15 protein-coding genes, 22 tRNA genes and 3 rRNA genes are annotated in these 23,608 nt (G+C 41.1%); 32 read left to right on the top strand and 8 right to left on the bottom strand.

From position 1 onward, the window contains the following. Positions 1–146 precede the first annotated feature (146 nt). From FSZ17_RS18530 to FSZ17_RS18520, 3 genes are all read left to right on the top strand, one after another. Positions 147–566 carry a hypothetical protein gene (locus tag FSZ17_RS18530; RefSeq protein WP_057776699.1) on the top strand — a complete coding sequence of 140 codons (420 nt, stop codon included), beginning with the start codon at positions 147–149 and terminating at the stop codon, positions 564–566. Between the two features lie 444 nt (positions 567–1,010). Continuing rightward, positions 1,011–2,900, top strand: a complete 1,890-nt coding sequence (locus FSZ17_RS18525; RefSeq protein ID WP_057776952.1) for a Xaa-Pro dipeptidyl-peptidase — start codon at positions 1,011–1,013, stop codon at positions 2,898–2,900. A 310-nt stretch (positions 2,901–3,210) separates the two neighbouring features. Next, entirely contained in the window at positions 3,211–3,486 is a 276-nt protein-coding gene (locus FSZ17_RS18520; RefSeq protein ID WP_057776953.1) for a YhfM domain-containing protein, read from the top strand. 205 nt (positions 3,487–3,691) lie between these two features. On the opposite strand, the gene FSZ17_RS23535 is transcribed toward FSZ17_RS18520, so the two are convergent. The 3 genes from FSZ17_RS23535 to FSZ17_RS18510 all read right to left on the bottom strand — a co-directional run bounded on the left by FSZ17_RS23535 (position 3,692) and on the right by FSZ17_RS18510 (position 6,787). Further along, positions 3,692–3,973 carry a hypothetical protein gene (locus FSZ17_RS23535; protein ID WP_057776954.1) on the bottom strand — a complete coding sequence of 94 codons (282 nt, stop codon included), beginning with the start codon at positions 3,971–3,973 and terminating at the stop codon, positions 3,692–3,694. A gap of 191 nt (positions 3,974–4,164) precedes the next feature. Then, complete coding sequence (locus FSZ17_RS18515; protein WP_057776955.1) at positions 4,165–4,503, bottom strand: hypothetical protein; 339 nt, start codon at positions 4,501–4,503, stop codon at positions 4,165–4,167. Positions 4,504–4,810: 307 nt separating this feature from the next. Continuing rightward, on the bottom strand, positions 4,811–6,787 hold the full coding sequence (locus tag FSZ17_RS18510; protein WP_057776956.1) for a M6 family metalloprotease domain-containing protein: 1,977 nt from the start codon (positions 6,785–6,787) through the stop codon (positions 4,811–4,813). A gap of 233 nt (positions 6,788–7,020) precedes the next feature. On the opposite strand from FSZ17_RS18510, the gene FSZ17_RS18505 reads away from it, so the two are divergent. After that, complete coding sequence (locus FSZ17_RS18505; protein ID WP_057776957.1) at positions 7,021–7,812, top strand: DUF7225 domain-containing protein; 792 nt, start codon at positions 7,021–7,023, stop codon at positions 7,810–7,812. Between the two features lie 254 nt (positions 7,813–8,066). Here the strand turns inward: FSZ17_RS18505 and FSZ17_RS23530 are convergent, their stop codons facing one another. From FSZ17_RS23530 to FSZ17_RS18495, 4 genes are all read right to left on the bottom strand, one after another. Continuing rightward, a complete protein-coding gene (locus tag FSZ17_RS23530; protein WP_156416307.1) occupies positions 8,067–8,213 on the bottom strand; it encodes a hypothetical protein in 147 nt (48 codons plus the stop codon). Positions 8,214–8,291: 78 nt separating this feature from the next. Then, the gene (locus FSZ17_RS23970) at positions 8,292–8,417 is read right to left on the bottom strand and encodes a hypothetical protein (RefSeq protein ID WP_267128890.1); all 126 of its coding nucleotides are present in this window, start codon (positions 8,415–8,417) and stop codon (positions 8,292–8,294) included. A gap of 368 nt (positions 8,418–8,785) precedes the next feature. Further along, positions 8,786–8,858: transfer RNA gene (locus FSZ17_RS18500), tRNA-Ala, on the bottom strand. A gap of 345 nt (positions 8,859–9,203) precedes the next feature. Further along, entirely contained in the window at positions 9,204–9,896 is a 693-nt protein-coding gene (locus tag FSZ17_RS18495; protein WP_057776958.1) for an MgtC/SapB family protein, read from the bottom strand. A 247-nt stretch (positions 9,897–10,143) separates the two neighbouring features. Between FSZ17_RS18495 and FSZ17_RS18490 the strand changes: the two genes are divergently transcribed. The 26 genes from FSZ17_RS18490 to FSZ17_RS18360 all read left to right on the top strand — a co-directional run bounded on the left by FSZ17_RS18490 (position 10,144) and on the right by FSZ17_RS18360 (position 19,730). Further along, entirely contained in the window at positions 10,144–11,070 is a 927-nt protein-coding gene (locus tag FSZ17_RS18490; protein ID WP_057776959.1) for a DMT family transporter, read from the top strand. Positions 11,071–11,095: 25 nt separating this feature from the next. After that, complete coding sequence (locus FSZ17_RS18485; protein WP_057776960.1) at positions 11,096–11,653, top strand: GNAT family N-acetyltransferase; 558 nt, start codon at positions 11,096–11,098, stop codon at positions 11,651–11,653. 1,073 nt (positions 11,654–12,726) lie between these two features. Beyond that, positions 12,727–14,277, top strand: a 16S ribosomal RNA gene (locus tag FSZ17_RS18475). Between the two features lie 215 nt (positions 14,278–14,492). Next, positions 14,493–17,427: ribosomal RNA gene (locus FSZ17_RS18470) — 23S ribosomal RNA — on the top strand. A gap of 109 nt (positions 17,428–17,536) precedes the next feature. Next, a 5S ribosomal RNA gene (gene rrf, locus FSZ17_RS18465) occupies positions 17,537–17,653 on the top strand. Together the 16S, 23S and 5S rRNA genes with 21 tRNA genes alongside form the textbook arrangement of a ribosomal RNA operon. Positions 17,654–17,659: 6 nt before the next feature. Further along, positions 17,660–17,735 (top strand) — tRNA-Val (locus tag FSZ17_RS18460). A 10-nt stretch (positions 17,736–17,745) separates the two neighbouring features. Then, positions 17,746–17,818 (top strand) — tRNA-Thr (locus FSZ17_RS18455). A gap of 23 nt (positions 17,819–17,841) precedes the next feature. After that, positions 17,842–17,917: transfer RNA gene (locus tag FSZ17_RS18450), tRNA-Lys, on the top strand. A 10-nt stretch (positions 17,918–17,927) separates the two neighbouring features. Next, positions 17,928–18,012: transfer RNA gene (locus FSZ17_RS18445), tRNA-Leu, on the top strand. Between the two features lie 10 nt (positions 18,013–18,022). Further along, positions 18,023–18,097 (top strand) — tRNA-Gly (locus tag FSZ17_RS18440). A 5-nt stretch (positions 18,098–18,102) separates the two neighbouring features. Beyond that, positions 18,103–18,191 (top strand) — tRNA-Leu (locus FSZ17_RS18435). A gap of 14 nt (positions 18,192–18,205) precedes the next feature. Continuing rightward, positions 18,206–18,282: transfer RNA gene (locus FSZ17_RS18430), tRNA-Arg, on the top strand. 15 nt (positions 18,283–18,297) lie between these two features. Continuing rightward, positions 18,298–18,374: transfer RNA gene (locus FSZ17_RS18425), tRNA-Pro, on the top strand. Positions 18,375–18,385: 11 nt separating this feature from the next. Further along, positions 18,386–18,461: transfer RNA gene (locus FSZ17_RS18420), tRNA-Ala, on the top strand. A 24-nt stretch (positions 18,462–18,485) separates the two neighbouring features. Then, positions 18,486–18,562 (top strand) — tRNA-Met (locus FSZ17_RS18415). A gap of 36 nt (positions 18,563–18,598) precedes the next feature. Then, positions 18,599–18,675, top strand: a tRNA-Ile gene (locus tag FSZ17_RS18410). 14 nt (positions 18,676–18,689) lie between these two features. After that, positions 18,690–18,782: transfer RNA gene (locus FSZ17_RS18405), tRNA-Ser, on the top strand. Positions 18,783–18,944: 162 nt separating this feature from the next. Further along, a tRNA-Met gene (locus tag FSZ17_RS18400) sits at positions 18,945–19,018 on the top strand. Between the two features lie 3 nt (positions 19,019–19,021). Then, positions 19,022–19,098: transfer RNA gene (locus tag FSZ17_RS18395), tRNA-Asp, on the top strand. Between the two features lie 14 nt (positions 19,099–19,112). Beyond that, positions 19,113–19,188 (top strand) — tRNA-Phe (locus tag FSZ17_RS18390). A gap of 34 nt (positions 19,189–19,222) precedes the next feature. Beyond that, positions 19,223–19,298, top strand: a tRNA-His gene (locus tag FSZ17_RS18385). A gap of 9 nt (positions 19,299–19,307) precedes the next feature. Beyond that, positions 19,308–19,381 (top strand) — tRNA-Gly (locus tag FSZ17_RS18380). A 6-nt stretch (positions 19,382–19,387) separates the two neighbouring features. Then, positions 19,388–19,464: transfer RNA gene (locus FSZ17_RS18375), tRNA-Ile, on the top strand. 17 nt (positions 19,465–19,481) lie between these two features. Beyond that, a tRNA-Asn gene (locus tag FSZ17_RS18370) sits at positions 19,482–19,556 on the top strand. A gap of 4 nt (positions 19,557–19,560) precedes the next feature. Further along, a tRNA-Ser gene (locus FSZ17_RS18365) sits at positions 19,561–19,651 on the top strand. A 7-nt stretch (positions 19,652–19,658) separates the two neighbouring features. Continuing rightward, positions 19,659–19,730: transfer RNA gene (locus tag FSZ17_RS18360), tRNA-Glu, on the top strand. 107 nt (positions 19,731–19,837) lie between these two features. Here the strand turns inward: FSZ17_RS18360 and FSZ17_RS18355 are convergent. Further along, positions 19,838–20,035 (bottom strand): hypothetical protein, encoded by a 198-nt coding sequence (locus tag FSZ17_RS18355; RefSeq protein ID WP_057772322.1) that lies wholly within the window; start codon positions 20,033–20,035, stop codon positions 19,838–19,840. A gap of 216 nt (positions 20,036–20,251) precedes the next feature. Between FSZ17_RS18355 and glgB the strand changes: the two genes are divergently transcribed. Continuing rightward, on the top strand, positions 20,252–22,216 hold the full coding sequence (gene glgB / locus FSZ17_RS18350; RefSeq protein WP_185150643.1) for a 1,4-alpha-glucan branching enzyme: 1,965 nt from the start codon (positions 20,252–20,254) through the stop codon (positions 22,214–22,216). Continuing rightward, on the top strand, positions 22,134–23,279 hold the full coding sequence (locus FSZ17_RS18345; RefSeq protein WP_146846520.1) for a glucose-1-phosphate adenylyltransferase: 1,146 nt from the start codon (positions 22,134–22,136) through the stop codon (positions 23,277–23,279). Before glgB ends, FSZ17_RS18345 begins: the two co-directional genes overlap by 83 nt. Positions 23,280–23,608 lie beyond the last annotated feature (329 nt).

The raw sequence follows: 23,608 nt of genomic DNA, 5'->3' as shown, positions 1-23,608 counted from the left end.
CTTTGATAAATCTGTCACTCTTATTAGAAAATCAAACAAGAGCTCCCAATATTAGTAGTAAGGTTAATAAGTGGTAAATAACAATATCTCATCTTTTCATTCAGTTTGTAGTATAATGAAGCCTGAGAATTAAGGGGTGAGAGAAGATGAAAATTATCAAATTTTTAATTATCACTGTCGTTCTGCTTGGTGTCATTGGTTACGGCGTTTATCACTATGGTACTAAGATTGCTTCCGATAAGGTAGTGGAGACTATTTCCGCAGAACTTGAGAACAGCGGAGAATTGGAAGAAATAAAGAAAACAATTGAAAGCGATCCTGAACTAAAATCATTTATTGAAGAGGCTGAAACAGCTGACAGCAGTAAATTGCCGTTTACTACAAAAGAAGAGGCAACAAAAGTGTTAATTCAAAAAGTCGGCATTTCTGAACTTAATGATATTAGGGTACAGGTACAGAATGGATCTATTTCTAAAGAAGAGGTTCTTCAAGAAATCCAAGGGAAATTAACAGAAGAAGAAATCATGGCATTAAAAGTAATTGCTTACAAAGAGCTTAATAAATAGATGGTAGGGGCTGAGAAATTCAGTCCTTTTTTTATCGCAGATTAACGGGCAGTAAGACCCCCACTTCAAGGTTGCGAGAGAATTAAAGAAACCTAAGTGGGGGATCAACTGCCCGTAAAGGCCCGACGACGGACACGATGTCCTAGTCAGGCGAAAGCCACAGGACGTGGCGTTTTGAGCGTGATTGGTTCAACTAACCATCAGTGGGGGATGAAGCCGACTAAGAACGCCACGTCCTGTGGCAACGTCGGCACTAGCACGTCCTGTGCGTCGAAAAACCCCCACTGATGGAAGTTTCACTTTATTATGAGGAAAAGATAATAATGGACGTAGAAAATTAAGGCTTTTTTCACAGGATATAAAATCAGAAAATTGGTAATTATTACTCTAATAGAAAACCCCTCCATAACCTACAATGATTTTAATAGGGAGAGGAGGGTTTTGATGAAAAAGAAAAAGTACTTTCTAGCAACCACTTTTTTAACTACCATTGCTTTAACTCTATCATCTTTGAATCTTACAAGTGCGGAAACAATTAAGCCAAAGGAGTTACAGTCAGTTAATTCTTTAGGTGAAGTAAAATCGCAGCCGAAGTATTCATACAAAGACGCTATTCGTGAAACGGTTTTTGTAGAATCAACCCTAGACACTGACAATAATGGTAAGCCTGACCGGATTGCGGTTGATATCATTCGTCCGAAGGAATCAAATGAAGGGCTTAAAGTTCCTGTTATTATGGATGCCAGTCCCTATTATGAAAGATTAGGAAGAGGAAATGAAAGTGAAGTGAAAGACAAAGATAAGGATGGGGTTAATGAGAAGTTTCCTCTTTTCTATGATAATTATTTTGTTCCAAGAGGGTACGCGGTAGCATTACCAGAAATGGTCGGTACGAATCAATCAGATGGATGTCCAACTACTGGCGGATACGAGGAAATTGAGAGCATAAAGGTTGTTATTGATTGGCTTAACGGAAGAGCTAAGGCATGGGACAAAAATAATCAACAGATAAGTGCTGATTGGTCGACAGGTAATGTTGGCATGATTGGAAAATCATACGACGGCACTTTAGCAAACGGTGTTGCAGCTACGGGAGTAGAAGGGTTAAAAACAATCGTTCCAATTGGTGCGATCAGCAATTGGTATAATTACTATCGTTATGCGGGGGTTACTTACTATAATAATGGGCCTGGCGGGTTAGCCAGCAGAGTAGTAAGCAGTTCTCGCAAAGAAGCATGTCAGCAAGTATTCGACCGGTTAAATAGAGAAGCTGATGACGCAACAGGGGACTATAATGATTTTTGGGATGAAAGAAATTATGTGAAAGATGTCAAAAATGTAAAAGCAAGTGTATTTGCTATCCATGGTTTAAATGATTTAAACGTAAAAATGAACCATTTTGGTGATTGGTGGGAAGCTCTTAATAAGGAAAAAGTTCCTCGTAAACTATGGCTGACCCAAACTGGGCACGTAGATCCTTTTGATTTCCGCAGGGCGGAGTGGGTAGACACACTTCACCGCTGGTTTGATTACTGGCTCTTAGGCATTCAAAATGGCATTATGGATGAACCGGCAGTTGATATTGAAAGAGCGGCAGATGTATGGGAAACTCAAGACTCATGGCCGGAACAAAAGGCAAAAACCTTTAAAATTCGCTTTGCACCTGGAGAAGATCAAGATTCACCTGGAGTATTGACGACAGGTCCAGTAAAAGGGAACTTTACCCAAACCTTTACGGATAATCCACGGCAAACCGAAAGAGAAATGGTTACAAACGAAACAATGGTGAAAGATGATCGTCTTGTGTTCCTAACCGAACCATTAAGCAACGATGTTCGTTTTAGTGGTGCGCCAGAAATTTCGCTTCGAGCAACAGTAGATAAAGAGAAAAGTAATTTAACAGTGCTAATCGTAGATTATGGAACAGATACCCGGGTCAACCATGAAGGCAGAGGAGAGGGCATCCAGACATTAACAAATGAAACCTGCTGGGGAGAAAGCTCCGAGACAGATGACGCCTGCTATAAAGAAACAACGAAAACTACTCATACAGCACCGTATGAGATTGTCACTCGAGGCTGGTTCGATCCGCAAAATTGGAAGTCACTGTTAATAACAGATCCACTTAATCCAGGTAAAAATTATAAATTCGAGTGGCAAGCATTGCCTGACGATTATGTCTTTAAGAAAGGACATCGCATCGGAGTGATTATTACGGGAAGTTCTTATCAGCGCTTCATTCCTTCCACAACAGGAGCTACTTTCAATGTGCATCTAGGGCAAAGCTTTATCAACCTGCCAATCGTTGAGGGTAAAAAAGCGGTTGATTTTTAAAGTATTATATATAAAAACATTAAAACCAGCAGTCTTCACTTTGAGGCTGCTGGTTTTATCATTAAAAAAATGATTTTTGCAATAATTTTTTCATTATAAAGAGGTACTATATGGATGGTATTGGTAAATTTGAAGCCAAAATGCTTTTTTCTTCGTCTATATGTAAGGGGTGTTATGAATGACAAAATTAGTCCCTAAGTTGATTACTTTGTTAATTTGTCTACTATTGGTTGCTTGTTCTAATGGTAATTTACGAAGCTCAAATTCTACCGTATAAGAAAAGAATTTAGAAGAAATCACTATTTATAAGATGGATAAAGAAACAAAACAGATAGTCTTATCTGATAAAGATGTGATTAAAACAATTAAAAAAGCAATTAAAGGTGCAAATAAACAGCCAGGTATTGTTGATGTGGCAGACCCTCAATACAAGATTAACATAGGTGATGAAATTTATTTTCTATGGCTTACAAGGTCAGATGGAACAGTAGGCACTATTATGAATGCAAAAGATACACATACTATTTATACTCTGTCTGAACATTCAACCAAAAAATTAAAGGACATACTACTTGAAAACAATTGAAAATAAGTTTTATTGTATTTGGGATCGGTTTGGTTAATATCGTTATAAGACAAAAAACGCTTAGATAATTGATAAGCTCCCCTTAAGGAGCAGGTTAAAAAATTTAACTTGCTTATCTTAGGGGGAATTCGACAAAATTAAACAATATAAAAACTAAGAAGAACAAATTTTTAATGACTTTGTTCTTCTAAGTTGTAAATTAATATTAATCTTCAATAGATGAGTTTCCGTTTCTTACATCGATGTCAATTTTAATTCTTTGCTCAGATTCAGAATCCTGTTTAGCTTCTACTTCAGCCTCTTGTTTAGCTTCTACTTCAGCCTCTTGTTTAGCTTCAAGTTCAGCTTTTTGCTCAGCTTCCAGTTTAGCTTCAAGTTCAGCTACTAGCTCAGCTTCTAGTTTCTGTCTAACATCCTGAATAGCATTCAACTCAGCTTCCAGCTTAGCAATTAAGACACTAATCTGGTCAATATCTTTATAACTCATATAAAACTCCCCCCTTTCAATTTGAATAATATAAAGTATGAATACAGTTAATTTTTGGTCAGTATAGAATACCTAGGAAAAAAGTACATTTTTAATTATTATGGACTTCCTGTTGTCGATGCCTTATGACAGTATTAATCTAATTTATTTTTCCGTTTGATTATTTCTGCTTCTCTTTTTAAAAAGAAATCTTATTCCTTTTTAAAGTTCGAAATATAATCTTTAAACGTACTTCTATTATCTTCAATCAATTTTTCAAGTTTTTCCAAAAGTCCATTCATATCATCTTTGTTCTCCGTTGTTTTCATAAAATGTTGGTAAAACAAGATAAACGCATAAGCAATTCCAGTGTTGTCCACATAAACAATGCCATTTCCACTTTGTTTTATACTCGCATTGCCATTTTCGTTTGTTAGTTTGGCACTGACAGTGTTTGAAAGATCATTTATGCGTTTATCAATAGAATGCTCTATCATTTTTTCCACTTGTCCTAATATCGCCTGTTCCCGTATATTAAAGTTTTCGCTCATTCAAATCTCTCCACACTAATATTCACAGAATATTTTTCTTTTATATTATGATTGCATCCTGAAAAGTGTGTATTTTCTTTCCAATGAAAAGAGCGATTATGTAAACTAGGCCATTTTCGAAAGGATGCAGCAAACTCCAATTACATAAAATCAAACATAATTTTATCGACCTGCCAATCGTTAAATGTAAAAAAGTGATAGATGTTTCTCAAAAATAAAAGGAGGAAGTACTCTTAAGCACTTCCTCCTTTCAATTATTTATCGCAGATTAACGGGCAGTAAGACCCCCACTGATGGAAGATTCACTTTATTTTCCGTTACCAGGCCCAATGCGTCGAGTCATGTCGGCGCTCTTACCAGAATCTGTTTCAGAAGTAACTGTTAAAGTAAGGTTGGTTGGAACAGGCTGTTTATCGCTGCCTTTTGGAATCTTAACGTACACAGGTACACTTGCTGTTTTTCCAGCTTCTACCTCAATGACATTATGCTGCAGCTGAACATCCCAGCCAGCATCTGTTTTAACATTAAGTCGTACAAGGTCAGTTGCAGTTCCGGTATTTTTTACATTGAAATGATAAACGGCTACTTTTCCTGGCGCAGCAAATTGGGATGTCCCGTTTTCAACCGCGACACCACGTTCGTATGGACCTGAGCCATCCATATGACGAACCGCTACACGGTAGGAAAGGGCACCAATATCGTCATATTTCTTATCTAAAATATAGAAATGAAGACGGTTATACTCGTCTTTATACTCACTGACAACGCCTTCGCCAGTTCCAGCTTTAAACAGGGCGTCCGCAAGCTGTTGGTAGTCTCCCTTGGACAGCATGGCAGTTGAGCCATCTGGTCGTTTGAAGTCTACGAGATTGATATCTTCTTTATTTGAATCAATGACCCAGATGTTTGGTGAAGCTTCACTGTTCTTTGTTTTCGCTAATAAAACACCGGAATCAGGAGCAAAGGAGTCATAGCCAACTCGGTCTACTACTTCTAATGTATAGTTATTGTACCACTTGGCACCACGCTGCATGTCTGCACGCCAATCATCGTTTAGTGAGTTAGGCGGAGTGTTATCTACCATGCTTATATTGATCCCAACTAACTCCTCTCGTCCAAATTGGCTACCGTTTGGCACCTCCCGTGCAAGAATATCCGTAAAGACTGGGCCTGTCTGTGCAAGCTGATCACGGTCTAGGCTTAAATATTGATCCGGTGTTAAGAAGCCTTGTTTGATTTTGTTGCGCAGCATATGGTGTGCAGGAGCAGAAGCACCTAGTGTGGATGGGACCATCCAGCGAGTGTGCGGGCCACCCGGACCATTAAAGCTGCCACGGCTCATTAATTCCCATGGACCGGAGTAAGTTCTGGATACTGGCTTCGCATATGGATTGTTATAGTTATCAGCAAGAGCCATGATATGTCCAAATTCGTGAGCGAAAGTACCCATACCATCATTTTCCCCTTGAATGGAAGTACCGCCACCAGCACTTGACCAAATACTCTTCGCTGCATACCAAGAAGTCCATGGAACGTAACGAGTTACTGCTGAGTTAGGCATACCTGGAATTTTCGGTCCAAAGGCATCTGTCACTTGATCGGGACCTTGGAACATCATTTCGCCTAATTCTTGCCAAACACCTGATTCATCATAGCCTGCATGGACAATAAAATTAAAGTCAAATTTTTCCCCTGAAGCTTCAATGTCAGCTTTTGCTTTCGCAACGGCTTCAGACCTTAGGTTTCTACCCTTGGAACCTGGAGGCATGTTCACTTGCTGTCCAAATTCATTAAGGCCATACTCGTATTCATTTCCATCCATCCGATAAGGACCAAAAGCTTTAAGCTCAATTTTCCATTTACCAAAGGAGTTTTCTCTCCAATATTCATTTACTGTCCGATAGTTATTCAAAGCTGAAGGTTTGTTGAGAAAATCTTCCCACCACTTACCAAGCTGATCGCGCGGAACATTTCCAGTACCGATAGGGTTGCCGGCAATCTCAGAACCCTCAGGCTGGCTTAAGATAAATTCTTGATCAGGGAAATCGACAATGATCAATGTACCTTTAATAACCCTTTCCGGTGTAATTTCTGAAGTATTCCAGTCAATTCCGGGTACTGGACGGTAATCACTCCATGACATGTCCCGTGGCAGGACCCAGGACTGCGGATCCACCGGTTCTGGAAAATCAGATAATCCCGGCTGATCTGCGTAAGCTGTTGAGGAAACGGCCACCGTTAAAAAAGTAGTAAAAGCAATAAAAGTCTTCTTTAGGTTCCTCAAAACACCAACCTCCTATTATATGATCTGTACAGGAAAAGTATATCATTTTCATAATAATCAGAACATATACAAAAGTCTGAAATTTATATAGTGAAAAAGTCATGTAAGGGGGAGGAAAATTTGTTTCTTAAAAAGGGGTATTTGATCTTTTCTGACAAAGTTCCTTGGAGAAATTTTTATGAGTTGTATAATAGGATTGTAGATTATTGGAATCAATACGTTAGGAGAAATGTATGACAATATATGAGCAAATTAAACATATATTAAATGCAAGAATTGGAGAAGCTGTTACAGCAGGTGAAGTAAAGGAGTTGCTCTTAAAGGAATATGGAACAAATCCTAGTAGTATTATTCTTTCTGATTATTGCTATAATCGCTACAATCAGGGGATTGCTTTCACAAAGCATCTTTTTCTATATATTAATCGAAGTACCTATAAGTACATAGGTGAGAATGCACCATATACTGGCTTTGTTTATCATAAACCAAAGGGAGAAGAAGCTGAGCGAATTGTTGGTGAATGGACAAACGGTGTGTTTAATTTTTTTGAGAATCATAGAAATATAGAGCAAGATAATGAGGTAAATCCTGCTTATATAAGCAAAACACTTGTTGCAAAGCTCTTTGAGGAGTACTTCAATATTCTTAAATTTGAAATGTCTACTTTGAATTGTAAGGCAACGGAATTAAGACATTTAATTGGAAGACTCGGTGAATTTTTTTGTGTGCTTCAAACGGGAGGAGAGCTGGCTAGACAAACCAATCAGCATGGGTTTGATGTCTTGAATAACGGAAGAAGAATTAGTGTGAAAACGACAGCTCAGGATAGTGGATTTATCTCTATTAATCAAAATACCTTTAGTCAGTTTGATGATTTTTTTGTTGTACAATACATCCAGGATGACTTTAAGGTGTTGTTCTATGGTCCGAAAGAACAAGTACCGCTTGCAAGGACGTATGGAAGTAAATATGAGGTAGATATCAATGCTTTAAAGAAAATGCAGAAAGGGAGTCTGTATAATTAATCTTGAGAGCAGGAGAATCGGTGCATAATCTTTTTATTAGAAATATTTAAAAAAAAATAAAAGCCTTGGTTACAAGGCTTCTTCTAATGGAGTATAGGGGGCTCGAACCCCTGACCTCTACGCTTTTAGTGCACATGACTACACAAGATGGAAACAAATATTCTTAGGTGGACATTTACTGATAGTGTTCGTTTTAAGTAGGGTGGTTTCAGAAGGCTTCTGACGAAGTTCGTCAACAATTCGTCAACAGAATACTAGATTGTTATTTTGCTTGTGACTTTTTTGCAAAAGAGGGTATCTAACTTATTTACTGCCACTTTTATTCCTTTTCCCTTAGAGTCATATCCTGTTTTTACTACAAGTAAAAAAAAATTATCTCCTCTTTTTTGAAAGCTCGCCATAGTCCTTCCCTCCAAGAGTAAGAATATTCGTTCTGTTTTGTGTCTATAAGAAAAGCCCAAAAAGGCATAGTTAATAACTTAAGATGTATGATTTATTATAGTCCTGTAAACATCTTCAACTTTTTTGGGATTAATTGAAGTAATTTTTATTTTTTCATCAAATGAAATTTTTATTTTATCAAATCCTTTTTCATCATCACCCATGGACCAAACTTCATCAATCTTTTAAACGAGCTTCGTGGTATCTTGGAATTTCCTTTTTGTATACCTTTGATATTAAGTTTAATGATAATTATACTCGTACCCATTGGTTTTGTAATTGGAATAACTTTAGAGATATTTACTACAAGTGATCGGAAAGTTAGAAAGGAAATTTATAGATAAGTATATTTAAATCAGATAGTTGAAGAGTCTTAACGTGGTGAGAAAAGATTTACTTGTTAATGATCTGTATGGAATAATCTGCGATGGATCAGTAAGTGCTGGAAAAACAGTTGTCATGTCTCTTTTTTTGTAATTTGGGCAATGGAAACTTAAAATAAAAAAGCCTTGATATACAAGGCTTTTTCCAATGGAGAATAGGGGGCTCGAACCCCTGACCTCTACGCTGCCAGCGTAGCGCTCTCCCAGCTGAGCTAATCCCCCATGTAGGATATATGAAAAATTATAGCTACAATTGGAGTTTTTTTCAAGAGTGAAATTATTTAAGCTAATTAGAAGGTTTAAAGGTAATAAAGTACCCAAGTGAAAGAGTGGTAAAAATATTATTTTTGCTCATAATATCGCATAATTAAAACTAAGGCCTTCGCCAAAAAGGACTTGACGAAGACCAAGTTTTTCTAACACGTTTAGAAAGTATAAATTGCCAGCGCAGAAGATGATTCGACGTAGATGCCAATTTTAGGAATTATGTATAAGTGTAACTACGCCTCTGTCTTCGCCTTTCCAAGGCTCGCCAATCGGCGAGTTTTCTTTATCAAAAGCCTGTATCTAAAGGCTTTCAATATCTACGCTTTTTACTCCCTCTAGTTCAGATACGCTGTAGTAAACATCAGTAATGCTCTTCTTATTATTAATTGTTACTTTTAGTTGAACAAGATGCTTTTTTTCTTCTAAATCTTTGATTCGGACACGTTTAATGGATATTTTTAAATTTTTTATGGCGGAAAGAATTTCTTCTATGTTTTCCTTATTGGTTACTTTTAGCTGCAGGGTAAATTCCTTCTCTCTTAATTGCTTTGGACCAATAAGTCCTATCAAAAAAGGTATGACCTCGACGCTAATAATTAACAGAGCAACACCTGTCATTGCTTCGAGATAGAAGCCTGCCCCAACAGCGATGCCTATTCCAGCAGCTCCCCATATTAATGCCGCTGTCGTAAGGCCGGATATGCTGTCATTTCCCCTTCTTAAAATAACGCCTGCTCCTAGAAACCCAATGCCCGATACAATTTGTGCGGCTAACCGGAGAGGATCCATTTGAATATTAACTCCCTCTTTTCCAGGGAATATATAGGCTGACTCTATCGATACAATTGTCAAAAGGCAGCTAACAATAGAAATAACGAGACTTGTTTTTAACCCGACCGGTTTTCTTTTTAATTCACGTTCAATCCCTATTACGAGACCGAGTACAGCAGATATCCCGAGTTTCATTAATATTTCTAATTCTAGTTCGCTCATTCTATCCCCACTCCTCATAATATTTTCGATGAAAAGGGACAAGAGCTGGTTCGGCTCCATTTTGAATCAACCTCTATTCTGAATGCATTCTCCATTATGCGAAAGTATTTATGGTAATTTTTTCTATAATATCCTATAATTTTATGGAGAATTTTGAAAAAGTATAGAAATTATCTCTCCATAGGAGGTAATATAGATGTGGTAAAACTTAAAACAACCTAACCTAAAAAATAAGGAGAGTACATTCATGTCAGACACAAAAATAAATCCTTATGTAGCCTTGGCCATTGGTGTTTTTTCAGTATCAACATCTGCCATTCTTGTTAAAGTATCAACGGCTCCATCAGGGGTTATTGCATTTTACAGGCTATTCTTTTCTGTCTTAATTATGTTACCTATATTTCTAATAAAGTATGTTCCGGAGCTTCGACTTATTACTAAAAGGGATTGGCTCTTTTCAACTATTGCTGGTGTATTTCTTGCCTTTCACTTTATTCTTTGGTTTGAGTCACTAAATTACACATCTGTAGCGAGTTCAACCGTGCTAGTAACTCTGCAGCCACTTTTTGCTTTTATTGGAACTTATTTTTTCTTTAAAGAAAAGTTTTCGTGGAAAGCCATTTTAAGCGGAATTATTGCTGTATTTGGAAGTGTCATAATTAGCTGGGGAGATTTTAAAATTAGTGGTTCAGCTTTATTTGGAGATATCTTAGCCTTGATCGCTTGTGCGTTAGTAACCGCATATTTGATGTTCGGCCAGACAGTCAGAAAAAGATTATCTCTTATTACTTACACTTTTGTTGTATACAGTATCAGTACCATTACACTATTTATTTATGTATTGATAAAACAGGAACCGCTGCTTCCATACGGTACGAGCGACTGGGTATACTTTATCCTTCTTGCTCTCATCCCGACATTATTGGGCCATACCATTTTTAATTGGTCTTTAAAATGGTTAAGTACCTCTACAATTTCTATGGCAATTCTTTTTGAACCAGTAGGTGCGGCTGTTCTCGCGTACTATTTATTACAAGAATCAGTAGTTTGGACACAGCTTCTTGGAGGAGGGATTATCATCATTGGAGTATCTCTTTTCTTACTTGATGAAAGAAGTGTAAGGATGAAGGAAATGAAGAAAAGAAAAGTTTCAGATCAAACTCGTTTAAACTAACGAGAATCATTAGGGAGTGAAGATAATGCACTTTGAAAAAACTTTTGTTGAGTTTCCTGAATTGGAGACAGAAAAAGTTATTTTACGTAAGCTTCAAATGAGTGATGCTCCTAGAATGTTTAGTTATTTTTCAAAGGACGAAGTGACGAAGTTCTATGATCTTGACACGTTTACTTCTGAAAAACAAGCTTCTGATCTAATTGAAAGACTTTTAAATAGATACAATGAAAGAAAACAAATTCGTTGGGCAATCGTTTTAAAAGAAACAGGTCTGTTTATAGGTACTTGCGGATTTCATGCGATTGAAGAGGAACATTGGAAGGCTGAGATTGGTTATGAGCTTCATCCTGACAATTGGGGTCAAGGAATTATGACTGAAGTGATTGGTGCAGTTATTCAATACGGATTTAATGAAATGAAGTTAAATAGAATTGAAGCATTTTATGATCCAAAGAATATTTCCTCTGGCAGAGTTCTTGAGAAAAATGGATTTGTCTATGAAGGGTTATTAAAGAAAAGGTTTTTTGAAAAAGGAAAATTTGTTGATGCAGCCATATCTGCCATTATTAAAGACAATTTTTAAGGAATCCTCTAAAGTTAAGGGGATTCCTTTTCTTTTAGATAAATACATAAGTCAATCCTGAGAAAATAAAACCAGATGTTACTGAAAATATGAAAGTGCCTCCATATATTTTCCCTTCAGAATTTGCTATTTTTATACCTTCTACGTATGCATAAGAGAATAGGTATACTGCCATAAATACTGATAGATATAGTGCAGCTGTTTCCAGTAAGATTCACACCTTTCTCCAAAAGCTAGTGTTAATAGATAGTATGAATTAAATAAGGGTACTATTCCTTATTATTTTTAGTTATTTTCAATTTAGGGCTGTGTATAACTTTGGATTTCTCGCAGTAACTGTGGGTAAAGTGTACAAATTTATCCACAACTTGTGGAAAAGTCAGTGGATTACTTTCGTTTTAATATTTATTTTGTTAATAAGTTTGTGGATGTGAAATAAAAATAGCAATATGTATGGTTTATTCTAGAAATCTTAATTTCTTATCACATATTGAATTTTATATAGCTAAATGATCATCCTGTAGCCCTTTAAGAAAGTTCAGAGGGAGCAATTATTGAAAAATCCCTTGAAGTAACTCTTCTTTTATACACATGTAATGTATCATGAGGACCTAGGGGAGTATAATAGTGTAATTTCTTTATTTGAAGGAAAATGGTGTTTTTTTTTAAATTGAAGCAATTTTATACTATTGTTAGGAAGTGTATTAAGATACTTTAATGCTAAATCTTTTCAAAATAAAATTCTTTATTACTTATAATCCCAAATGACATCATTAACTAATAAAAACTATAGTAGGGAATAGGAAGAAATTATAAAGAAAAAAATAAAAATTATATTGCAAACATTTTTTCTGCATGTTATATTAGAACTCGTCCTCAGGAAATAACTTAAATACGGAAAAAGATTTTCAAAAAAAGTTATTGACTAGTAATGAGGTAATGTGGTAAATTAATAAAGTCGCTTCTGAGCGATAAACAAGAAAAACATTGTTCTTTGAAAACTGAACGAACAAAAACGTCAACGTTAATTCTAAGTCTTTTTATAAGACATTTTTAAGAGCTAATCTTACTCTTTATTGGAGAGTTTGATCCTGGCTCAGGACGAACGCTGGCGGCGTGCCTAATACATGCAAGTCGAGCGGACTTGTGAGAGCTTGCTCTCGCAAGTTAGCGGCGGACGGGTGAGTAACACGTGGGCAACCTGCCTGTAAGACTGGGATAACTTCGGGAAACCGGAGCTAATACCGGATAATTCTTTTCTACACATGTAGGAAAGCTGAAAGATGGCTTCGGCTATCACTTACAGATGGGCCCGCGGCGCATTAGCTAGTTGGTGAGGTAACGGCTCACCAAGGCAACGATGCGTAGCCGACCTGAGAGGGTGATCGGCCACACTGGGACTGAGACACGGCCCAGACTCCTACGGGAGGCAGCAGTAGGGAATCTTCCGCAATGGACGAAAGTCTGACGGAGCAACGCCGCGTGAGTGATGAAGGTTTTCGGATCGTAAAACTCTGTTGTTAGGGAAGAACAAGTACCGTTCGAATAGGGCGGTACCTTGACGGTACCTAACCAGAAAGCCACGGCTAACTACGTGCCAGCAGCCGCGGTAATACGTAGGTGGCAAGCGTTGTCCGGAATTATTGGGCGTAAAGCGCGCGCAGGTGGTTCCTTAAGTCTGATGTGAAAGCCCACGGCTCAACCGTGGAGGGTCATTGGAAACTGGGGAACTTGAGTGCAGAAGAGGAAAGTGGAATTCCACGTGTAGCGGTGAAATGCGTAGAGATGTGGAGGAACACCAGTGGCGAAGGCGACTTTCTGGTCTGTAACTGACACTGAGGCGCGAAAGCGTGGGGAGCGAACAGGATTAGATACCCTGGTAGTCCACGCCGTAAACGATGAGTGCTAAGTGTTAGGGGGTTTCCGCCCCTTAGTGCTGCAGCTAACGCATTAAGCACTCCGCCTGGGGAGTACGGCCGCAAGGCTGAAACTCAAAGGAATTGACGGGGGCCCGCACAAGCGGTGGAGCATGTGGTTTAATTCGAAGCAACGCGAAGAACCTTACCAGGTCTTGACATCCTCTGCCAACCCTAGAGATAGGGCGTTCCCCTTCGGGGGACAGAGTGACAGGTGGTGCATGGTTGTCGTCAGCTCGTGTCGTGAGATGTTGGGTTAAGTCCCGCAACGAGCGCAACCCTTGATCTTAGTTGCCAGCATTCAGTTGGGCACTCTAAGGTGACTGCCGGTGACAAACCGGAGGAAGGTGGGGATGACGTCAAATCATCATGCCCCTTATGACCTGGGCTACACACGTGCTACAATGGATGGTACAAAGGGCTGCGAGACCGCGAGGTTAAGCGAATCCCATAAAACCATTCTCAGTTCGGATTGCAGGCTGCAACTCGCCTGCATGAAGCCGGAATCGCTAGTAATCGCGGATCAGCATGCCGCGGTGAATACGTTCCCGGGCCTTGTACACACCGCCCGTCACACCACGAGAGTTTGTAACACCCGAAGTCGGTGGGGTAACCGTAAGGAGCCAGCCGCCTAAGGTGGGACAGATGATTGGGGTGAAGTCGTAACAAGGTAGCCGTATCGGAAGGTGCGGCTGGATCACCTCCTTTCTAAGGATATATAGAAGTATTTCATACTTCTTAAATAAGACGTTTCTTGTTCGTTCAGTTTTGAGAGAATAATCTCTCAAAACTTTTGTTCTTTGAAAACTAGATAATGAAATGAAGAAGAATAACCGAGTAATCGCCATTTTAGTTTTCTCTCTTATTTATTCATTGAGTAAGAGTACAAACCATGAGGACAACGTTAATCGTTGGCCGAAGTAGGTTAAGTTAGAAAGGGCGCACGGTGAATGCCTAGGCACTAGGAGCCGATGAAGGACGGGACTAACACCGATATGCTTCGGGGAGCTGTAAGTAAGCTTTGATCCGGAGATTTCCGAATGGGGGAACCCCCTATCCGTAATGGGATAGGATCTTTACCTGAATACATAGGGTATTGAAGGCAGACCCGGGGAACTGAAACATCTAAGTACCCGGAGGAAGAGAAAGCAAACGCGATTCCCTGAGTAGCGGCGAGCGAAACGGGATTAGCCCAAACCAAGAGGCTTGCCTCTTGGGGTTGTAGGACACTCTACACGGAGTTACAAAGGAACGAGGTAAATGAACAGGTCTGGAAAGGCCGGCCATAGAAGGTAAAAGCCCTGTAGTTGAAACTTCGTTCCCTCCAGAGTGGATCCTGAGTACGGCGGGACACGTGAAATCCCGTCGGAAGCAGGGAGGACCATCTCCCAAGGCTAAATACTCCCTAGTGACCGATAGTGAACCAGTACCGTGAGGGAAAGGTGAAAAGCACCCCGGAAGGGGAGTGAAAGAGATCCTGAAACCGTGTGCCTACAAGTAGTCAGAGCCCATTAACGGGTGATGGCGTGCCTTTTGTAGAATGAACCGGCGAGTTACGATTACATGCGAGGTTAAGTTGAAGAGACGGAGCCGCAGCGAAAGCGAGTCTGAATAGGGCGAATGAGTATGTGGTCGTAGACCCGAAACCAGGTGACCTACCCATGTCCAGGTTGAAGTCCAGGTAACACTGGATGGAGGACCGAACCCACGCACGTTGAAAAGTGCGGGGATGAGGTGTGGGTAGCGGAGAAATTCCAATCGAACTTGGAGATAGCTGGTTCTCTCCGAAATAGCTTTAGGGCTAGCCTCATGTAGTAAGAGTCTTGGAGGTAGAGCACTGTTTGGACTAGGGGCCCTCATCGGGTTACCGAATTCAGACAAACTCCGAATGCCAAAGACTTATCCATGGGAGTCAGACTGCGAGTGATAAGATCCGTAGTCAAGAGGGAAACAGCCCAGACCACCAGCTAAGGTCCCAAAGTATACGTTAAGTGGAAAAGGATGTGGAGTTGCTTAGACAACCAGGATGTTGGCTTAGAAGCAGCCACCATTTAAAGAGTGCGTAATAGCTCACTGGTCGAGTGACTCTGCGCCGAAAATGTACCGGGGCTAAACGTATCACCGAAGCTGTGGATTGACATCTACGATGTCAGTGGTAGGAGAGCGTTCTAAGGGCGTTGAAGCTAGACCGTAAGGACTGGTGGAGCGCTTAGAAGTGAGAATGCCGGTATGAGTAGCGAAAGATGGGTGAGAATCCCATCCACCGAATGCCTAAGGTTTCCTGAGGAAGGCTCGTCCGCTCAGGGTTAGTCGGGACCTAAGCCGAGGCTGAAAAGCGTAGGCGATGGACAACAGGTTGATATTCCTGTACCACCTCTTTACCGTTTGAGCAATGGGGGGACGCAGGAGGATAGGGTAAGCGCGCTGCTGGAATAGCGCGTCCAAGCAGTTAGGCTGCAAGCGAGGCAAATCCCGCTTGCATAAAGGCTGAGCTGTGACGGCGAGGGAAATAAAGTACCGAAGTTCCTGAATCCACACTGCCAAGAAAAGCCTCTAGCGAGGGAAAAGGTGCCCGTACCGCAAACCGACACAGGTAGGCGAGGAGAGAATCCTAAGGTGAGCGAGAGAACTCTCGTTAAGGAACTCGGCAAAATCACCCCGTAACTTCGGGAGAAGGGGTGCTCATTTGGGTGAATAGCCCGGATGAGCCGCAGTGAATAGGCCCAGGCGACTGTTTAGCAAAAACACAGGTCTCTGCGAAGCCGTAAGGCGAAGTATAGGGGCTGACGCCTGCCCGGTGCTGGAAGGTTAAGAGGAGGGGTTAGCGCAAGCGAAGCTCTGAATTGAAGCCCCAGTAAACGGCGGCCGTAACTATAACGGTCCTAAGGTAGCGAAATTCCTTGTCGGGTAAGTTCCGACCCGCACGAAAGGCGTAACGATCTGGGCACTGTCTCAACGAGAGACTCGGTGAAATTATAGTACCTGTGAAGATGCAGGTTACCCGCGACAGGACGGAAAGACCCCGTGGAGCTTTACTGTAGCCTGATATTGAATTTCGGTACAGCTTGTACAGGATAGGTAGGAGCCTTGGAAGCCGGAGCGCTAGCTTCGGTGGAGGCATCGGTGGGATACTACCCTGGCTGTATTGAAATTCTAACCCGCACCCCTGATCGGGGTGGGAGACAGTGTCAGGTGGGCAGTTTGACTGGGGCGGTCGCCTCCTAAAAAGTAACGGAGGCGCCCAAAGGTTCCCTCAGAATGGTTGGAAATCATTCGAAGAGTGTAAAGGCATAAGGGAGCTTGACTGCGAGACCTACAAGTCGAGCAGGGACGAAAGTCGGGCTTAGTGATCCGGTGGTTCCGCATGGAAGGGCCATCGCTCAACGGATAAAAGCTACCCCGGGGATAACAGGCTTATCTCCCCCAAGAGTCCACATCGACGGGGAGGTTTGGCACCTCGATGTCGGCTCATCGCATCCTGGGGCTGTAGTCGGTCCCAAGGGTTGGGCTGTTCGCCCATTAAAGCGGTACGCGAGCTGGGTTCAGAACGTCGTGAGACAGTTCGGTCCCTATCCGTCGTGGGCGCAGGAAATTTGAGAGGAGCTGTCCTTAGTACGAGAGGACCGGGATGGACGCACCGCTGGTGTACCAGTTGTTCTGCCAAGAGCATCGCTGGGTAGCTATGTGCGGAAGGGATAAGTGCTGAAAGCATCTAAGCATGAAGCCCCCCTCGAGATGAGATTTCCCATAGCGTCAAGCTAGTAAGACCCCTGAAAGATGATCAGGTTGATAGGTTTGAGGTGGAAGCGTGGTGACACGTGGAGCTGACAAATACTAATCGGTCGAGGACTTAACCAAATTGATTACTCGAATTCTTCTTCTACATTATCTAGTTTTGAGAGAATAAAAAATTTCTCTTGAAAAAATTTAAAAAGACGATATAATAAATATTGTCTTTAAAAAATAGTCTGGTGGCGATAGCGAGAAGGTCACACCCGTTCCCATCCCGAACACGGAAGTTAAGCTTCTCAGCGCCGATGGTAGTTTGGGGCTGTCCCCATGTGAGAGTAGGACGTCGCCAGGCGTAAACGGAGGATTAGCTCAGCTGGGAGAGCACCTGCCTTACAAGCAGGGGGTCGGCGGTTCGATCCCGTCATCCTCCACCATATTTGTAATGCCGGCCTAGCTCAATTGGTAGAGCAACTGACTTGTAATCAGTAGGTTGGGGGTTCAAGTCCTCTGGCCGGCACTCTTGAGCAATCATTTTATTATGAGCCATTAGCTCAGTCGGTAGAGCATCTGACTTTTAATCAGAGGGTCGAAGGTTCGAGTCCTTCATGGCTCACCATTTAAATAATGCGGGTGTGGCGGAATTGGCAGACGCACCAGACTTAGGATCTGGCGCCGCAAGGCGTGGGGGTTCGACTCCCTTCACCCGCACCATTTAAATAATGCGGAAGTAGTTCAGTGGTAGAACACCACCTTGCCAAGGTGGGGGTCGCGGGTTCGAATCCCGTCTTCCGCTCCAAAAGTGCCGGGGTGGCGGAACTGGCAGACGCACAGGACTTAAAATCCTGCGGTAGGTGACTACCGTACCGGTTCGATTCCGGTCCTCGGCACCATTTATATTAATAATGCGCCCGTAGCTCAATTGGATAGAGCGTCTGACTACGGATCAGAAGGTTATGGGTTCGACTCCTTTCGGGCGCGCCATAATATCATAAAAAACGGGAAGTAGCTCAGCTTGGTAGAGCACTTGGTTTGGGACCAAGGGGTCGCAGGTTCGAATCCTGTCTTCCCGACCATCTAAAACAATGGGGCCTTAGCTCAGCTGGGAGAGCGCCTGCCTTGCACGCAGGAGGTCAGCGGTTCGATCCCGCTAGGCTCCACCATTAAATAAATATATACAATCATTTGGCGGTGTAGCTCAGCTGGCTAGAGCGTACGGTTCATACCCGTAAGGTCGGGGGTTCGATCCCCTCCGCCGCTACCAAATGTAATATCTATTGCTTAAATATGATGCAATTATGGACCTTTAGCTCAGCTGGTTAGAGCAGACGGCTCATAACCGTCCGGTCGTAGGTTCGAGTCCTACAAGGTCCACCATATTGTTTTTATTCGGAGGAATACCCAAGTCCGGCTGAAGGGATCGGTCTTGAAAACCGACAGGCGGGTCAAACCGCGCAGGGGTTCGAATCCCCTTTCCTCCTCCATTGTTAAATATTTTATTGTCGCGGGGTGGAGCAACGAAGCGTTACTTCACTGAATAAACTGCGAGTTGTACCGATCGAATTGCTGCTTGAATCAGCTTTCTGAGATCGGGACAGTCCTACTACTATTTAGTAGCATAGGATAAATCTTATAAATATTATTGTCGCGGGGTGGAGCAGTCCGGTAGCTCGTCGGGCTCATAACCCGAAGGTCGCAGGTTCAAATCCTGTCCCCGCAATATGGTCCGGTAGTTCAGTTGGTTAGAATGCCTGCCTGTCACGCAGGAGGTCGCGGGTTCGAGTCCCGTCCGGACCGCCATTATTATATTATTTGGCTCAGTAGCTCAGTCGGTAGAGCAAAGGACTGAAAATCCTTGTGTCGGCGGTTCGATTCCGTCCTGAGCCACCATTTATTTTGCCGTTAATTCATACAGCTAATGATGGCGATTGTGGCGAAGTGGTTAACGCATCGGATTGTGGTTCCGACATTCGTGGGTTCGATTCCCATCAGTCGCCCCATATAGATTTGCGGGTGTAGTTTAGTGGTAAAACCTCAGCCTTCCAAGCTGATGATGAGGGTTCGATTCCCTTCACCCGCTCCATAATGTGGGCCTATAGCTCAGCTGGTTAGAGCGCACGCCTGATAAGCGTGAGGTCGATGGTTCGAGTCCATTTAGGCCCACCATTTTTATATATAATTATTCCGCAGTAGCTCAGTGGTAGAGCTATCGGCTGTTAACCGATCGGTCGTAGGTTCGAGTCCTACCTGCGGAGCCATTATGGGGAAGTACTCAAGAGGCTGAAGAGGCGCCCCTGCTAAGGGTGTAGGTCGCGTAAGCGGCGCGAGGGTTCAAATCCCTCCTTCTCCGCCATATTATTGGCCCGTTGGTCAAGCGGTTAAGACACCGCCCTTTCACGGCGGTAACACGGGTTCGAATCCCGTACGGGTCATATAAAAGAGCTGTCAACAATATTGTTGGCAGCTCTTTTATTATAGATTTTTAATATTTCACGATTGTAGCTGATCTAAATGAGCAATTATAATAATTTTGTGGTCCTCAATCAAACTTCTGATCTTTTTCAAGCAGCTTCCTGCCTGGATTTTCTAAATCAAATTCAGATGTAATTCCCGTAGAAGGTCCTCGGAATATTTCACCAGTGGCCATTATTTTTCCATCTGGAGGTCCAAATACAGGAATTTTTATTTCGTTTTTCGTTGCCTCTTTAATTAAAAAATCTTCTTCCCTATTACTCAAATTACTATTCCTCCTTTATATATTTATTATTCCTTTATTCTAATTTGTCATTAAATGCAATAAATTATGTCGAAACGGCGAGATTCATTTTGAATATTTTCGATTATTATCATATCTTCAAAACTGTTGTCAAAATCTTTAGAAAATCTTTACGAGGTCTTTTCTGTAAACAAGCGAATATAATCATGGAAGTGTGGTTTAAAGGAGAGGATTTACATGAATACTGTATCTCCAACCGATTATGAGATGCATTTATTCCATGAAGGTACTTTATATGAAGGTTTTCGACTCTTTGGTTCTCACGTCATTAAGCAGGAGGATAAAGTTAGTACAAGGTTTTGTTTGTGGGCACCAAACGCAGAAATTATCAGATTAGTCGGTGATTTTAATGATTGGAATGGAGAGGGCTATCCCTTACATAGAGTTAATAATGAGGGTATTTGGGTGATCGATATAGATCACAATTTACAAGGAGCGTTATATAAATATGAAATCTTTACAAAAGAAGGTAATCGTTTTTTGAAATCAGATCCCTTTAGTTATTATTCAGAAATTAGACCAGGTACAGCATCTATTGTCTATTCCCTTGAAGATTATAAATGGAATGACCATATTTGGATGCAGAAAAGAGAGAAGAAAAATTTGCTTGCAGAACCTGTTGCGATTTATGAAGTTCATTTAGGCTCTTGGAGGAAACGGGCAGATGGATCATTTCTATCATATAAGGAGTTGGCACATACATTAATTCCTTACGTCGTGGAGCATGGCTTTACACATATTGAATTATTACCCCTTATTGAGCATCCGCTCGACGAATCGTGGGGCTATCAAGGAACTGGATACTATTCTGTTACAAGCAGGTACGGAACTCCGCATGATTTTATGTTTTTTATTGATCAATGCCATCAAAAAGGCATTGGGGTTATACTCGATTGGGTTCCTGGCCATTTTTGCAAGGATGCGAATGGATTACACCAGTTTGATGGTTCATATTTATATGAATATGAAAACGAGTGGGATCGGGAAAATATGATTTGGGGTACGGCAAATTTCGATCTTTCAAAAAACGAAGTGCAAAGCTTTCTAATTTCGAATGCAATTTTTTGGATGGAATATTATCATATCGATGGTTTTCGGTTAGATGCAGTGGCAAATATTTTATTTTGGCCGAATCGTTATGAAAAAAGTGAGAGCCCATTTGGTATTCAGTTTTTGCAAAAATTAAATCAGGTCGTTTACGATCGAGACCCATCCTTCCTTTTGATGGCCGAGGATTCGACTGACTGGCCACAGGTTACGTTTCCTACACAATATGGCGGATTAGGCTTCCATTACAAATGGAATATGGGGTGGATGAATGATGTTCTATGCTATATGGAAACTAGCCCAGAATCAAGGTCTCATGCTCATGGGAAAATGACTTTTTCGTTGTTATATGCGTTTAAAGAAAACTTTGTTCTCCCGCTTTCTCATGATGAAGTTGTTCATGGAAAAAAATCTCTTTTAAACAAAATGCCTGGTGATTACTGGGAAAAGTTTGCACAGATGCGTTTGCTTCTTAGTTATATGATTGCACACCCAGGAAAAAAGCTCCTATTTATGGGGTCTGAATTAGGGCAATTTGCAGAATGGAAGGATAAGGAACAGCTTGATTGGCATTTATTAGATTATGAAATGCATCAAAAAATGAATGTTTTTGTTAAAGAGCTTCTCAAACTATATAGTCGTTCTAGGCCGTTTTATGAATTAGATTTTCTACAGGATGGATTCGAATGGATTGATGTAAATAATTATCAGCAATCAATCTTTTCTTTTATCCGCTTTGGAAAAAGAGAGGATGAGCACCTTGTAGTGATCTGTAATTTTAAAGATCAAGCTTATGATGAATATCAAGTAGGTGTGCCAAAATACGGATCCTATCGGGAAATTTTTAATAGTGACCGAGAAGTATTTGGCGGTTCAAATTGTATTAATAAAAAAGTCTTAAAGACAGAAAATCAAGCGTATCATGGGAAGCCATACTCAGTAAAAATGACAATCGCACCATTTAGCGTATCCATATTACGTCCTGTTAAACATAGGAAGGAGAGGAAGGGAAATGGCAAAGAAAAAGTGTGTAGCCATGTTACTGGCAGGGGGAAAGGGAAGCAGGCTTCATTCATTGACACAAAATCTAGCTAAGCCAGCAGTGCCTTTTGGAGGTAAATATCGAATCATTGATTTTACCTTAAGCAATTGCACGAATTCTGGCATTGATACTGTTGGTGTCCTCACCCAATATCAGCCACTTGTCTTAAATTCCTATATAGGAATCGGCAGTGCATGGGATTTGGATCGTAGAAACGGTGGTGTTACTGTCTTACCCCCATATAGTGAATCGTCTGAAGTAAGGTGGTATACGGGAACAGCAAGTGCGATCTATCAAAATTTAAATTATTTAAAGCAATACGATCCAGAATATGTATTGGTTTTATCAGGTGATCATATTTATAAAATGAATTATGAGCTGATGCTTGATTATCACATAGAAAAAGGGGCAGATGCGACGATCTCGGTCATTGAAGTTCCGTGGGAGGAAGCAAACAGATTTGGCATTATGAACACAAGCGATGATATGAAAATAATCCAATTTGAGGAGAAGCCCACTGGACCGAAAAATAATCTAGCTTCGATGGGAATATATATATTTAATTGGAGGCTCTTAAAAGAATATTTAGAAATAGATGCCTTAAATCCAGATTCAAGTCATGATTTTGGCAAGGATATCATTCCTATGTTGTTAGAAGAAAAGAAACATTTATTTGCCTATCCATTTAAAGGGTATTGGAAGGATGTAGGGACGGTAAAAAGCCTATGGGAAGCAAATATGGATTTATTAGATGAAAAATGTGAATTAAACCTATTTGATTATGACTGGCGGATTTACTCCGTTAACCCTAATCATCCGCCTCAATATATATCCACTGAAGCACGAGTAAAGTGTTCCTTAATCAATGAAGGCTGCACAGTGGAGGGGGAGGTTGAAAAATCCGTCCTCTTTCAAGGGGTAATGATTGGCAAAGGATCGTTTATACGTGAAACAGTCATCATGCCAAATGCAAAAATAGGCCAAAATGTTTTTATCGAAAATGCGATTATTCCATCCAATATGAGTATACCAGATGGAATGGTTATTAGAGGCTCTGAGGAGAAGGATAAGATTGTATTAGTTTCTAATGAAATGCTGCAAAAATTTGTTTCATAAAGTGAAACTTCCATCAGTGGGGGTTTTTCGACGCACAGGACGTGCTAGTGCCGACGTTGCCACAGGACGTGGCGTTCTTAGTCGGCTTCATCCCCACTGATGGTTAGTTGAACCAATCACGCTCAAAACACCACGTCCTGTGTCTTTCGCCTGACTAGGACATCGTGTCAGTCGTCGGGCCTTTACGGGCAGTTGATCCCCAACTTAGGTTTCTTTGATTCTCTCACAACCTTGAAGTAGGGGTCTTACTGCCCGTTAATCTGCGATAAATTTCCCTAAATATACTTTAATAGGCTAGCAGTTTTCTTCTATGCTAGCCTCTAATTCTG

Source organism: Cytobacillus dafuensis (assembly GCF_007995155.1).
In the GTDB taxonomy this organism is placed as follows: Bacteria; Bacillota; Bacilli; order Bacillales; family Cytobacillaceae; genus Cytobacillus; species Cytobacillus dafuensis.
The sequence above is the reverse complement of the archived record's forward strand: the minus strand, read 5'-3'. Positions and strand labels throughout refer to the sequence as shown.

Bases quoted from the DNA above. Each gene is read 5' to 3' on its own strand.
- FSZ17_RS18530 (WP_057776699.1), top strand. From the start codon at position 147: ATGAAAATTATCAAATTTTTAATTATCACTGTCGTTCTGCTTGGTGTC.
- FSZ17_RS18525 (WP_057776952.1), top strand. From the start codon at position 1,011: ATGAAAAAGAAAAAGTACTTTCTAGCAACCACTTTTTTAACTACCATT.
- FSZ17_RS18520 (WP_057776953.1), top strand. From the start codon at position 3,211: ATGGATAAAGAAACAAAACAGATAGTCTTATCTGATAAAGATGTGATT.
- FSZ17_RS23535 (WP_057776954.1), bottom strand. From the start codon at position 3,973: ATGAGTTATAAAGATATTGACCAGATTAGTGTCTTAATTGCTAAGCTG.
- FSZ17_RS18515 (WP_057776955.1), bottom strand. From the start codon at position 4,503: ATGAGCGAAAACTTTAATATACGGGAACAGGCGATATTAGGACAAGTG.
- FSZ17_RS18505 (WP_057776957.1), top strand. From the start codon at position 7,021: ATGACAATATATGAGCAAATTAAACATATATTAAATGCAAGAATTGGA.
- FSZ17_RS23530 (WP_156416307.1), bottom strand. From the start codon at position 8,213: ATGGCGAGCTTTCAAAAAAGAGGAGATAATTTTTTTTTACTTGTAGTA.
- FSZ17_RS23970 (WP_267128890.1), bottom strand. From the start codon at position 8,417: ATGGGTGATGATGAAAAAGGATTTGATAAAATAAAAATTTCATTTGAT.
- FSZ17_RS18495 (WP_057776958.1), bottom strand. From the start codon at position 9,896: ATGAGCGAACTAGAATTAGAAATATTAATGAAACTCGGGATATCTGCT.
- FSZ17_RS18490 (WP_057776959.1), top strand. From the start codon at position 10,144: ATGTCAGACACAAAAATAAATCCTTATGTAGCCTTGGCCATTGGTGTT.
- FSZ17_RS18485 (WP_057776960.1), top strand. From the start codon at position 11,096: ATGCACTTTGAAAAAACTTTTGTTGAGTTTCCTGAATTGGAGACAGAA.
- glgB (WP_185150643.1), top strand. From the start codon at position 20,252: ATGAATACTGTATCTCCAACCGATTATGAGATGCATTTATTCCATGAA.
- FSZ17_RS18345 (WP_146846520.1), top strand. From the start codon at position 22,134: ATGGCAAAGAAAAAGTGTGTAGCCATGTTACTGGCAGGGGGAAAGGGA.